The sequence below is a fragment of the Polaromonas sp. A23 genome (genome assembly GCF_002001015.1).
GTDB lineage: Bacteria > Pseudomonadota > Gammaproteobacteria > Burkholderiales > Burkholderiaceae_C > Polaromonas.
The window spans coordinates 154,859-166,418 of the sequence record NZ_MUNO01000050.1 but is presented as its reverse complement, the minus strand read 5'-3'; the positions used below and the strand labels follow the sequence as shown (position 1 = coordinate 166,418).

Below are 11,560 nucleotides of genomic sequence, written 5' to 3'. Positions count from 1 at the left end.
CCCCGATCCACCTTCCCGCCCCGAGATCAGGGGATAGAAGATGCGGTCCTTGATGGAGTCCGGAACACCCGGTCCATTGTCCATAACATGCAATTCCAATGCCAGGCGATAACGCTGCTTGCCAAAAGTTACCTGCCGGGCAATTCTTGTTCTGAAAATGATCTCCGCGTCGCCCCCCGCAATACGCTCGGCTAGCGCTTGCGCGGCGTTATGCGCAATATTGAGGACCGCCTGGATCAGCTGCTCCCGGTCACCGCGGAAATCGGGAATCGAAATGTCGTAGTCCCGCATCACGCGCAGGCCACGGGGAAACTCCGCCAGAATCAGCGAGCGGACGCGTTCGCATACCTCGTGGATATTGACGTCGCCCACAAGGTGGGGCCGACGGTGCGGTGCCAGCAACCGGTCCACCAGCGATTGCAGGCGGTCGGCTTCGTGGATGATGACCTGTGTGTACTCGGTCAACTCCCGGGATTGAATCTCCATCTGCAGCAACTGGGCCGCACCGCGGATGCCGCCCAGCGGGTTCTTGATCTCATGCGCCAGGTTGCGAATCAACTCCTTGTTGGCCTGGGCCTGGTCGATCAGGCGCTCTTCCCGGTCCTGCTTGGCTTGCTGCTCCAGTGGCAGCAACTCCACAATCGCTTCCCCGGGGGTATCCGTCTGAGCCACCACTACATGCACAGGCATGGGCTCGCGATTCAGAGGCTTGAGCCAGGCGTCATACCGCAGCGCGGCAAACTCGTTGCTCCCTGCGCCTTCCAGCGCGTTGTGCAGGATGTGCGGCTCGGTAAAACAGTCGGGGAGTTGTGAGCCTTCGATGGTCCGGCGCGAGGTACCCAGGGCATCTTCCAGGGCTGCGTTGGCAAATACGACCACACCGTTGGTGCGCACCACGGCGACCAGCGTGGCCAGAAGGTCAAAGGACTGGAAGCGGGAGACGACCGAAACCGGGGCGGAGGCAAAAAGATTGGGCTTTTTCAAGCCACCTATTCTGACGCAGAACGCAGGAAGAAAAGCTTATTGCCGTGTGGTGCTGGGCGGTAAACGAGAGATTTCCCGCTTCAGGCCGGCAATATCGCTCTCGTTGCGCGCAATGCTTTCTTTCATCTCGGCGACGCGGTCGAGATAACGCTGGTAGTTGCGCCCCTCGATGCCCTGCTTTTCCGGCTGGCCGCTGTTGAACTCTTTTTGCTGCTCGGCAAGCCTGGCTTCGGCTTTGCGCAGTTCCGTTTCAAGGATGCCACGTGTATCGCTGTCACGCGCTCGCTGCTCTTCGTTGCTCGATGCAGGCGACGCCTGCGCCGCCGCTGCAACACGTACTGCAGCGGGCCGGGCACCCAGCGATCCAGACACCACAGTGACGTTGCCGCCTTCGATCTGCTTGCACCCCCGCGCTTGGGCATCCTTGGCGTTGTTGATGTACTCGGGCGTCTTGCCCTCCTTGCCGACACAACGGTAGATCCGTTCCTGCGCAAAGGCACTGGAAACGCTGCTGGCAAAAAAGACGACTGAAATTGAAAGAAGTACTGTAGGTTTCATGCGTAACCCCAAGCGCCTGTTAGGGCAAGGACGGTCTGTGAGTATCCTGCAAAGGTGTCAAAAAGCAAAATCCGGCAACAAATAACCATGCCGGCAAATGAAAAAGGACGGCCTAAGCCGTCCTTTTTTGACCACAGACTGTAAAAATTTACAGTGAGTAATACATTTCGAACTCGATGGGGTGTGTGGCCTGACGCAGACGCGTCACTTCACCCATTTTCAGTTCGATGTAGGCGTCGATCATGGAGTCGGTGAACACACCGCCCTTGGTCAGGAAGCTGCGGCCGACGTCGAGTGCGTCCAGCGCCTGGTCCAGGCTGTGGCAAACGGTTGGAACTTTTGCATCTTCCTCAGGCGGCAGATGGTACAGATCCTTCGTTGCGGCTTCGCCGGGATGAATCTTGTTTTCCACGCCGTCCAGACCAGCCATCATCAGGGCAGAGAAGCCGAGGTAGGGGTTCATCAGTGGATCGGGGAAACGCGCTTCAATGCGACGGCCTTTTGGATTGGCGACGTAAGGAATGCGGATGGAGGCCGAACGGTTCTTCGCCGAGTAAGCCAGCTTGACTGGCGCCTCATAGCCAGGAACCAGGCGCTTGTAGCTGTTGGTGCCGGGGTTGGTGATGGCGTTCAGTGCGCGTGCGTGCTTGATGATGCCGCCGATGTAGTACAGGGCGAAATCAGACAGGCCTGCATAACCGTCACCGGCAAACAGGTTCTTGCCGTCTTTCCAGATCGACTGGTGCACGTGCATGCCGGAGCCGTTGTCGCCAACGATGGGCTTGGGCATGAAGGTCGCTGTTTTGCCGTAGGCATTGGCGACGTTCTGCACCACGTACTTGAGCATCTGCGTCCAGTCGGCGCGCTGGACAAGCGTGCTGAACTTGGTGCCGATTTCGTTCTGGCCGGCGCCGGCCACTTCGTGGTGGAACACCTCAACCGGAATGCCCAGGGATTCGAGGATCAGGGACATCTCGGCGCGCATGTCCTGCGTGCTGTCAACCGGGGGAACCGGGAAGTAGCCGCCCTTGACGGTGGGACGATGGCCGCGGTTGCCGCCTTCGAGTTTTTTACCCGAATTCCATGGGGCTTCGTATTCTTCAATCTTGAAGAAAGTGCCCGACATGTCGGTGTTCCAGCGCACGTCGTCGAAGATGAAAAATTCTGGCTCGGGACCGAAATAAGCGGTGTCGCCCAGGCCGGAAGACTTGAGGTAAGCCTCGGCGCGCTGCGCAATGGAGCGCGGGTCGCGGTCATATGCTTTGCCGTCGCTGGGCTCAAGCACGTCGCAGCTCATGAAGACGGTGGTTTCTTCAAAGAACGGATCAATGTTGGCCGTTTTTGGATCAGGCATCAGCAACATGTCGGAAGCTTCAATGCCCTTCCATCCTGCAACGGAAGAACCGTCGAACGCGTGGCCCGAGGTGAATTTATCTTCGTCAAAATGGGACACCGGCACGGTCACGTGCTGCTCTTTGCCCCGGGTATCGGTAAAACGGAAGTCAACAAACTTGACTTCGTTTTCCTTGACCATTTTCATGACGTCTGCGACGGTCTTTGCCATCAGAATCTCCTGTTGCTGGATGGTGGTTAAAAAATTGTTTCGGCATGGCTGGATGCACTTTTTGTGCCAAACGCCCTTCGGGGTGTTTTACAGCCAAGCCTTGGATTGTGCCGTCATCCGGGCCCGGATTTCGCGCGGGCAACCCTGCAAAACCCGAAAAGAAGTCAGAAAAGAAGTTGGAAGGCAAGGCACCATAAAAGTGCCACGATGAAATGCACCATATTGGTGCAATCCTTCAACGCACTAATTCAGGGCCGAGCTTGGCATTAAAGGTGTGCAGGCCGGCAAGCAACGCCGGATAGGCTGCGTTGACCGCCTCAGGCGTGCCTTTGACACCCAGCTCGATGTGCCGGCCGTAGTCCGGGTGGTCCACGCTGGGCAGGCTGAACACCTTGACGCCGCTGTGGTGGGCTTCGATGTCCAGCATCAGCGGCGTCAGCGCCGCCTCCATCGAGCCCATCACGATCACAGATTTTTCGCTGTAAGCCAATTTTTGGTGCAGTCCGGCGTAGTGCGTATCCAGCACCCATTCGATCATCGGCCAGGCCATCACTGGAAACCCAGGCAGGAAGTGAACGCCCCCACGGTCGCTCACTGCGTGTAGCTCCCTGCCCCCCGGGGGGGCCGCTGCGCCTGCGGCCGGGCGAAGCCCGTTCCGCGGCCCCTGCTTGATTTCGGCGTCCACGAAGCAGCTGAAACCGGGGATCTTGTTATAGGGGTTGGGAATGATCTCCGCGCCCACTGGAAACACGCCCATGTTCAGGCGATGGATGTTGTCATGCCGGTCAGGCTCGTAGGGCACGCCCTGCTCCCTGGCGATGTCCTGCATGCGTTCACGGATCAGGCGTTCGGCCTCGGGGTGCAGCGCCAGGCCGACACTCAGCGCATCCGCAGCGCACTGGCGGGTGTGGTCGTCCGGCGTGGCACCTATGCCCCCGCACGAAAACACCACGTCACCCGATTCGCGCGCCGCCTCGAAAGCGCGCGCAAGCGTAGCGGTGATGCGCCGAGGATCGTCCCCCACATAGTCGGCATAACTGAGCTGCAGTCCGCGTGCGGCCAGCAGTTCAATGGCTTTGGGCAAGTGTTTGTCGGCGCGTTTTCCGGAAAGAATCTCGTCGCCGATGATGATGAGGCCGAAGTGTGGAGTCATGGAAAAACGGAACGGTCAGGAAAAAGAGCCCGGCGCCCCAAAGCGCGGGGCAGGCCCGGGTGGGTTTTGAGGAAGCAATTCGTCCGCTATCGTTTCAATAGCATCCTGCGCAAGCGGATCGGGGGCCAGGGCATTATTTTCCTTGCGAAGCTGGTCCAGGGCCGCCAGGCAATAGTGGGCAAACCAGAGCGAAGAAAAGGCGAATACCAGGGTGTAGATCCAGATGGCCACCGGCACCAGAACAGGCGCCGCCGCCACAAACATGGCGCCAGAGGCCCAGATCAGGCTGGGGGCGGCGCCCAGGTAGCCGCTGAGCACGCCGATGCCCAACAGGCTGGCGCGGTGCCGCCGGAAAATCTCGCGACGCTCCCCGGCGCTTGCGTGGTCCACCAGCGCGTCGTAAGACATCACGCGGTAAGTCAGCCAGCCCCAAATCAGCGGCGGAAGGATCAGTATCAGCGGTGGAATCAACCACAGCGGAATCGAGATGATCAGCGCAATGGCGGCCAGCACGGTGGAGCTGAGTGACCAGAACAGGCTGGCGATCAGCGAGCCGCCTTTTTTGCGCTCCATCAGCGGAAAGCGGCGCTCGGCGACCAAGGCCACCATGGCTGGCGTCATCAACAGCGCAACAAACAGCAACGCAACAATCACAATGACCGGGATGGCCAACGACAGCAGCAGAACCGGCGCCAGAACCACGCGCAGGTTGCCCAGACCCAAGCCCTCGAGCCAGCGCACCATGGTGTTGAGCAACTCGTAGCTTTCCAGGCCGGAACGCACCGCCGCCAGCGCTGCGTCCCAGTAGAAATACCCCAGCCCCAGGGAAATGACCACCATGATGACCAGCGGCAGCACCGACAACGCAATCACCCGGGGGTGGATGCAGTACATCACCGCGCGCCAGAAGGAATCGAGAAGCTTGCTCATGTGGCCCCCACGCTTTCACTACAAGTCATACGTTGTACCCCGAGAGGGTTGTTTTCCCCGGAGCGCCCGTCGAAAAGCCAGCCCTCAAGCTTAGCCTTCGCACTGGCAATGATCATTTAAGCACGACCAAACAGGCGTTTAAAGCCCAGCCATTGCTGCGCCCAGAAGCCGCTCCCGTAGTCACGGCCCTGCTCAACCTGGTCGCGGATGCCCGTCGGGTCGTAGCGATGCTCGAAATTGGCGGTGCCAAAAAGCACGTCCCACCAAGGCAACAACACCCCAAAGTTATAGCCGCCCAGCGTTCCTTTGCCGGCCGATTCATGGCCAATGCCAATGCTGTGGTGCAGGCGGTGATAGCGCGGGCTGACCCACAGGTGCTCGCCGATGCGGCCGAACCAGAGCCGCAGGTTGGCGTGCTGAAAGCTCTCACTGAGCTGCGTCAGCGCAACCAGGGCAATGAACTGGCCGGGCGCCACACCAATAAGCTGTGCCGCAATCACCATAAGGGTGTCGACCAGGATGTCGTCAAGCAGATGGTTGCGGTTGTCGCTCCACATCGTCATTTGCCGCTGTGCATGGTGCAGGGAATGCAGGCGCCACCACAGCGACCATTGGTGCTGGCCGCGGTGAATCCAGTAGCCCAGGAAATCAAAAACCACCAGATAAACCAGGAAGCTCACCACCGCGCCGTCCGTCACGCCGGGCCAGATCTGGTCCAGATGAAAGGTGCCGTAACCGGCTGTTCTCAGCGCACCAAAGACCTCGTCAGACCACGGATCAAGGGTAAAAAAAAGCGCAATGCGAAACAGGCCGAGTCGATGAATCACGGTGTAGAGCATGTCCGTACGGATGGTGGCGCGGTCGGTCACTGGCTCGACGGGCCGCCAGCGCTGCAGCGGACCGACCACAGCCAGAAGTATTGCGATTTGGATGACGCCGACCATGAACCAGGCCGTGGCTTCGTAGCCGTCTTCCAGCAAGTTGCCCATGCCCAGCGCAAACAGCACCGGCTGTACCGCTGCCTCGAATAGCCACTGCTGCGCCGTTGAAAAAAGGTCTGTCAGGACGTCCATGATGTTTATTTTGCCGTCCGGGCCGGAGCCGATGCGCCCGCGGCATTAACAATCCACGCCTTGTACCGGGGATGCTCACGCAGCGTTTCAAAGCAGAAGCCGCGCGCTTTCAGCCCCACAATCAGCGGCTCCAGCACGGCGGGTGCCCACGGGTCCTGGCGCGACCAGATGCCCAGGTGGGCCAGCAGGATGTCGCCGGGCCGGATGCCCAGCAATGCTTTTTTCAGCAGCGCGTCGTTGGGGTATTTATCGCTAGGCAATTCATCACCCAGAAAACCGGCGGGCGACCAGCCCACATGCTCATAACCGCAGGCTTTGGTTGCTGCCAGCAAGGCAGGCGAGGTCTTGCCGCCCGGTGCCCGGAACAACGGCAGCGGCTTCTTGCCCGTGATGGCCTCCAGCCGCGCGCTGGCACGGCCGACCTCCTCGCAGTATTGCGCGGCCGTCCATGTGAACTCCCGGCCTTCAGATGGGCCGGCCGAGGGTTTGATCCGGAACTGCGTCGGCCCGCCTGCCGCCGGCCGCAGGTCGGCTCGCCAGTAGCTGTGGTCCCAGGTGTGGGAGGCGAATTCATGGCCCTCGGCCGCGCGCGCCTTCCACCATGGCGCCCAATGACTACCCAGGCTGCCGTCACCGGTTTTTGTGCGCTCGTTGGCGGCAAAAAAAGTGACCTTCACCTGATGTTTGTTCAGGATGTCCGCCATCAGCGGCGCAACTTCCATGTGGCCGGTGTCCAGTGTCAGGTAAATCGGCTTTCCCGGTTGACCTTGAGCATCAAAACAGCCATTTGCCCACACCGTACGGGCGCTAGCAGCTACCAAAACAATAGCGAGAAGCACTCGCAATGAGCGCCCCGTCAAGCAGGGGCCGCGGAACCGGCTTTGCCGGGCCGCAGGCGCAGCGGCCCCTTTTACCGTGCAAGGGGCAGGGAGCCGCCGCAGGCTCGCAGTGAGCGACCGTGGGGGCTCCAACCCTAGGGGCTCACTGTCTCTTGGCGTGATCAAGTGTCCAGACGCCATGGGGGCTTTTTCCAACTTTGACCTGCTGCACCACCTTGCGGCTGGCGACGTCGATCACCGTGAGTTTGCGGGCCCAGCGCGAGGTGACGTAAATCAGCTTGCCATCGCGCGAGACCTCGATGCAATCCGGCCCGCCCGGCGCCGGGAAGCTGTCCACCACGGCGAAGGTTTGCAGGTCGATCTTGCTGATGCTGTTAGCCACGCGGTTGCTCACCAGCAGGTGGCGCCCGTCGCCGAGCGCGCGGAATGCGTGCGCGCCCGCGCCGGTCTTGATTACCCGGCTTCGCAGCGGTTGCTTGCCGCTGACGTCGTAGACCTCGACCGCGTCGCCGCCCGTCAGGGCCACCAGCATGAACTTGTCGTCAGCGGTGCCATACACATCAGCTGGAAGCGATCCGGTAGCGGTGCGCCATTTGAGGGTCTGGCTCGCCAGGTCAAGGGCGATCAGCTCATCGCTGTCCTGCATGGTGGCGTACACCGTGGTGCTTTTGCTGTCTATCCACAAATGGCTGGGGGTTTTTCCGGTGGCAACGCGTTTGACCAGCGTGATGTCAGTCCCGTCCCAGCGGTAAACGTCAATGTGGTTGAGCCGGTTGGCCGCCGTGACAAACCACTTCATGTCGGGCGAAAAGCGTAGCTGGTAAGGATCGACAATGCCGCGCACCACACGCTGAATTTCCGCCGTCTTGGGGTCGACAAAGGTCAAGGTATCCGACAGTGCATTGGCCACGATCATCGACTTTTCGTCGGGTGTCAGGTACAGGTGGTGCGGCTCCTTGCCCGTGGCGAAGCGCTTGACTTCAAGCCACTTCACGGGGTCGATCACGCTGACACTGGCGTCCAGGGAATTGAGCACAAAAAGCGGTGTCGGTTGGGCCCGGACTGGCACGGCCGCCGCGCCAAGATGCAAACACAGCGCAAAAACAAAAAAACGAAGGGGGGAATTCACGAAACGACTTTCTTCAGGCAACCGGCAAGTGTAGCGGGGGGGCACTTCCTAACGCGCCAGCATCCCCGCGCGCTTACATCCCTTACGATGGCCTGATGCATTTCGTCGAGATTTCCGGCACCCGCCTGGAGCTGCAGTCCATCGCTGGTTCGACTGCCCTCGCGCCGATTGTGTTTTTGCACGAAGGCCTGGGTTCGGTCAGCCTGTGGACCCAGCGCGGCCAAAACTGGCCGGCAGCCGTTTGCGCGGCAACTGGCCGGGCCGGCCTGGTTTATTCACGGCGCGGTTATGGGCGCTCGGACAGCGTTCCCGAAGTGAGAGGCGCCGGGCGCCTTCTGCCTGACTATATGCACGACGAGGCTTGGGAGGTGCTGCCGGCTTTGCTCTCCGCCCACAGTATCGAAAAGCCCGTGCTGCTCGGCCATTCAGACGGCGCGACCATCGCTTTGCTGCACGCGAGCCGGCATCCGGTCAGCGCGGCGATTGTCATGGCGCCTCACCTGAGGGTGGAAGACGTGGCGGTGCAAGCCATCGCTGAGGCCACCGTTGCATTCGAGTCAGGCGGCCTGCGTGAGCGCCTGGCCCGGCACCACGCGGACGTCGACAGTGCCTTCTGGCAGTGGAACGACGTCTGGTTATCGCAGGCTTTCAGAAGCTTTGACATTCGGCGCGAGTGCAGCCGCATCAGCGCGCCATTGCTGGCCATTCAGGGGCTGGACGACGAATACGGCACCATGGCACAACTCGACGAGCTTGCGCTTGCGGTGCCGCACGCGGAACAGCTCAGGCTGCCAGTGTGCGGGCACTCGCCACAACGCGACCAACCCGAGGAAACGCTGAAAGCCGTCGCCGGCTTCCTTCAACGCATCGCCTGAATGCTCTGCTTTTGATAGCAAACAATAGCCATTACGCGTTGGCCAGAGGCTGAATTGACTCGAAGAAATTCGAGCCAACGCACTCAGCCCTCCTTCACCTCGATATGGTAGGTGGCCCAGGGGCACCAGGCAAAACGGGCGGGCAACGGTTTGGCCGCCATGTCGGCGAAGCGGTCCGCGTCATAGACCGCCCAGAGCGGCCCCAGGCCACCCAGCGCCATGGGCCGGCCGTCAAGGTGAGTGGCGACGATGAAGCGGTATTTGGCGACATCGGAGGCAGAAACCTGGGCAGCGTAACCATCCACCGCACGCAAAAACAAGGTCGTCTTGCTGGTGACCTTCACGCCACTGGCCTTCATCACGTCCATCAGCAAAGGGCCTTTGAGGCGGTGCGGCTTGGCGTCGTATTCCAGCGTCGGCTCGATGGTGACCGCCGGCAGGGCCGTGAGCGCGACAAAGTCAAACACCTGCGCCCTGTCGAACGAGATTTTCTGCTTGCCCATCATCTGGTCGAACGCAGGATCAAACGCACCGCGATTGCCGGCGCCGATCTGCCCGCTGACGGTCAACAGGATCGGGCCGCGAAGAGCCTTGGAGGCCGGCACGGCTTGCGCCAACTCAGGCAAAGCGACAGCGCCCCATGCGGCCACACCCATAAGTGCTCGTCTATCCATGATCTATCTCCTCTTTTCCGCTAGTTTTACACGCTGCTTCAAAACTAATTTAGTAACAAATCCCAAAAAATCTTGAGAAATCTCAAGCCAAAGTACCCAAAAAGGCGCATATTGTAATAACTCGTAACAACCAAAGGAGTTCGTCATGCTCAGCAACTCAGAATGGTCACCGGCAGAGCAGTCCCAGATAGGACGTCTATCTGGTCTATCTGAATGGTACAGATTGTGGTCGCGATGGATGAAGCTTGGCAAACGCCGCATTCCCAAACACTGGCCCCTGCACGCACGAGTGTTGATGAATAGCGAAGAACTGCGAGTGTGGCACTGGATGATCAACACCTTTGAAGATCACCATGTTTTGGTCAAGATGCCGGTGACCCGTTTCACCAGGCCCAATGCCAGTGAAGACAGCCTGCATTGGTATGAAATGCTCCAGCACACCACCTGCACATTTTCAGTCTGCGCCTCCGACGGCCACGTAATTGGCTGCGTGGACATTCCCAAGTCTTTTGGCCTTCCCCTCAAGGTCAGAAGCTTCAAAACCAGTTTACTGGCGCAATGCGGCATTTCCTACGCCGTGCTCAATCCTTCCATGTTGCCGAGCCCGGAGGTACTCCGCAATGAATTTCTCGGCGAAGCAGCTACAAAAGCCCGGCACCTCAAACGCGAAGCAGCGGTCCTCGAAGTCGCTCGCATCAGCCTGAAAAAAACGCTTGCGCAACAGCGCCACATACGCACACTCAGCAACGAGGAGCACAGCAGCATGCCCAATCACTGGCATGACTCGTTTCTCATACAGGCCAACAGCCGCCCAGCCGAACTGCGATAGGCAAAGGCATAGTCGTGCCAAGCTCTCCGCATCAACCAAGGAATACAAAACCCTGACGCGTCACCCAAACGGCACTTGGCACCGAGTGACGCTCAGGCCGAAATACTGACCAGGTCTTCCGGCGTCAGCCAGCGCCATTGGCCGGGCTTCAGGTCAGCAGGCAAATCCAGCGAGCCGATGCGCGAGCGGTGCAAACCGCCGACATCTTCCACCCGGTTGCCCACGGCGGCAATCATGCGCTTGACCTGGTGGTACTTGCCTTCAGTCAGCGTCAGGCTCAACTGGTTTTCGCCCGTCTTTTCGCAGGCTGCCGCGCGAACAGGTTTCGGATCGTCGTCCAGCACCACACCGCCCAGCAGTTTGCTCACCTGCTTGTCGTCCACCGCGTGTTTCGCTGTTACCTCATACACCTTGGGCACATGGTGCTTGGGTGAACTCATGCGGTGAATGAACTTGCCGTCATCCGAGAGCAGCAGCAAACCGGTGGTGTCCTGGTCCAGCCGGCCCACCGCCTGCACCCCCGCAGCCGCGCCACCACCACGCTGGCGAATCGGCGCCGGCAGCAAGGTGTAAATGCTCGGGTAGGTACTGGGTTTTTGCGAACACTCGTACCCGGCCGGCTTGTGCAGCATCAGGTAAGCCTTCTCGTGATATTCCCAGTCAACGCCCTGCACCGTGAAGCGCAAGCCTTCTGCTACAAACTCCGTAGCAGGATCGTCACACGAGACACCGGCTACAGCCACAAACCCCTGCTGAACCAGCCCCGCACAAACGCGCCGCGTGCCAAAGCCCTGAGAAAAAAGAATGTTCTGCAACTGCATTTTTTTTGCCATCGGCCTATTGTCGCCGTAGCGGCGCAACTTGACGGCAACGTCAATCAAGGCAGCGCAGAAAGCAAAAAAGGGTTAGCAAACTTGTGTTTTGTGAAACCGCTTGAATGATGGCTTGAAAC

Annotated in this window: 13 protein-coding genes; 2 read left to right on the top strand and 11 right to left on the bottom strand. The window is 59.9% G+C overall.

Annotated features, from left to right (window positions below; genetic code table 11):
• The 9 genes from glnL to B0B52_RS21915 all read right to left on the bottom strand — a co-directional run.
• Positions 1 to 993 (bottom strand): nitrogen regulation protein NR(II) (glnL, locus tag B0B52_RS21950; RefSeq protein ID WP_077595816.1); only part of this gene is annotated, 993 nt, incomplete at its 3' end.
• A gap of 27 nt (positions 994 to 1,020) precedes the next feature.
• On the bottom strand, positions 1,021 to 1,542 hold the full coding sequence (locus B0B52_RS21945; protein WP_077595800.1) for a hypothetical protein: 522 nt from the start codon (positions 1,540 to 1,542) through the stop codon (positions 1,021 to 1,023).
• A gap of 148 nt (positions 1,543 to 1,690) precedes the next feature.
• The gene (glnA, locus tag B0B52_RS21940; RefSeq protein ID WP_077595799.1) at positions 1,691 to 3,106 is read right to left on the bottom strand and encodes a type I glutamate--ammonia ligase; all 1,416 of its coding nucleotides are present in this window, start codon (positions 3,104 to 3,106) and stop codon (positions 1,691 to 1,693) included.
• Positions 3,045 to 3,293, bottom strand: a complete 249-nt coding sequence (locus B0B52_RS22620; protein WP_139352065.1) for a hypothetical protein — start codon at positions 3,291 to 3,293, stop codon at positions 3,045 to 3,047. The genes glnA and B0B52_RS22620 overlap by 62 nt, the downstream gene beginning before the upstream one ends.
• A 48-nt stretch (positions 3,294 to 3,341) precedes the next feature.
• Complete coding sequence (locus B0B52_RS21935) at positions 3,342 to 4,259, bottom strand: molybdopterin-binding protein (protein WP_077595798.1); 918 nt, start codon at positions 4,257 to 4,259, stop codon at positions 3,342 to 3,344.
• 15 nt (positions 4,260 to 4,274) lie between these two features.
• On the bottom strand, positions 4,275 to 5,189 hold the full coding sequence (locus B0B52_RS21930) for an EI24 domain-containing protein (RefSeq protein WP_077595797.1): 915 nt from the start codon (positions 5,187 to 5,189) through the stop codon (positions 4,275 to 4,277).
• A gap of 116 nt (positions 5,190 to 5,305) precedes the next feature.
• Entirely contained in the window at positions 5,306 to 6,262 is a 957-nt protein-coding gene (locus B0B52_RS21925) for a sterol desaturase family protein (protein WP_174575514.1), read from the bottom strand.
• A gap of 5 nt (positions 6,263 to 6,267) precedes the next feature.
• Entirely contained in the window at positions 6,268 to 7,107 is an 840-nt protein-coding gene (locus B0B52_RS21920; RefSeq protein WP_139352064.1) for a polysaccharide deacetylase family protein, read from the bottom strand.
• A gap of 136 nt (positions 7,108 to 7,243) precedes the next feature.
• Positions 7,244 to 8,197: a YncE family protein gene (locus tag B0B52_RS21915; protein WP_254425813.1), complete on the bottom strand. Its 954-nt coding sequence runs from the start codon at positions 8,195 to 8,197 to the stop codon at positions 7,244 to 7,246.
• A 128-nt stretch (positions 8,198 to 8,325) separates the two neighbouring features.
• On the opposite strand from B0B52_RS21915, the gene B0B52_RS21910 reads away from it, so the two are divergent.
• Positions 8,326 to 9,105, top strand: a complete 780-nt coding sequence (locus tag B0B52_RS21910; protein ID WP_077595795.1) for an alpha/beta fold hydrolase — start codon at positions 8,326 to 8,328, stop codon at positions 9,103 to 9,105.
• 83 nt (positions 9,106 to 9,188) lie between these two features.
• Here the strand turns inward: B0B52_RS21910 and B0B52_RS21905 are convergent, their stop codons facing one another.
• Positions 9,189 to 9,779 (bottom strand): molybdopterin-dependent oxidoreductase, encoded by a 591-nt coding sequence (locus B0B52_RS21905; protein WP_077595794.1) that lies wholly within the window; start codon positions 9,777 to 9,779, stop codon positions 9,189 to 9,191.
• A 295-nt stretch (positions 9,780 to 10,074) separates the two neighbouring features.
• On the opposite strand from B0B52_RS21905, the gene B0B52_RS21900 reads away from it, so the two are divergent.
• On the top strand, positions 10,075 to 10,608 hold the full coding sequence (locus tag B0B52_RS21900) for a hypothetical protein (protein ID WP_254425809.1): 534 nt from the start codon (positions 10,075 to 10,077) through the stop codon (positions 10,606 to 10,608).
• 92 nt (positions 10,609 to 10,700) lie between these two features.
• Here the strand turns inward: B0B52_RS21900 and B0B52_RS21895 are convergent, their stop codons facing one another.
• Positions 10,701 to 11,429 carry a pseudouridine synthase gene (locus B0B52_RS21895; RefSeq protein WP_077595813.1) on the bottom strand — a complete coding sequence of 243 codons (729 nt, stop codon included), beginning with the start codon at positions 11,427 to 11,429 and terminating at the stop codon, positions 10,701 to 10,703.
• Positions 11,430 to 11,560: the final 131 nt, after the last annotated feature.

Excerpts from the sequence above, each read along its gene's own strand:
- B0B52_RS21945 (WP_077595800.1), bottom strand. The coding sequence starts at position 1,542 with ATGAAACCTACAGTACTTCTTTCAATTTCAGTCGTCTTTTTTGCCAGC.
- B0B52_RS21925 (WP_174575514.1), bottom strand. The coding sequence starts at position 6,262 with ATGGACGTCCTGACAGACCTTTTTTCAACGGCGCAGCAGTGGCTATTC.
- B0B52_RS21895 (WP_077595813.1), bottom strand. The coding sequence starts at position 11,429 with ATGCAGTTGCAGAACATTCTTTTTTCTCAGGGCTTTGGCACGCGGCGC.
- B0B52_RS21900 (WP_254425809.1), top strand. The coding sequence starts at position 10,075 with ATGAATAGCGAAGAACTGCGAGTGTGGCACTGGATGATCAACACCTTT.
- B0B52_RS21910 (WP_077595795.1), top strand. The coding sequence starts at position 8,326 with ATGCATTTCGTCGAGATTTCCGGCACCCGCCTGGAGCTGCAGTCCATC.
- B0B52_RS21935 (WP_077595798.1), bottom strand. The coding sequence starts at position 4,259 with ATGACTCCACACTTCGGCCTCATCATCATCGGCGACGAGATTCTTTCC.
- glnA (WP_077595799.1), bottom strand. The coding sequence starts at position 3,106 with ATGGCAAAGACCGTCGCAGACGTCATGAAAATGGTCAAGGAAAACGAA.
- B0B52_RS21905 (WP_077595794.1), bottom strand. The coding sequence starts at position 9,779 with ATGGATAGACGAGCACTTATGGGTGTGGCCGCATGGGGCGCTGTCGCT.
- B0B52_RS21930 (WP_077595797.1), bottom strand. The coding sequence starts at position 5,189 with ATGAGCAAGCTTCTCGATTCCTTCTGGCGCGCGGTGATGTACTGCATC.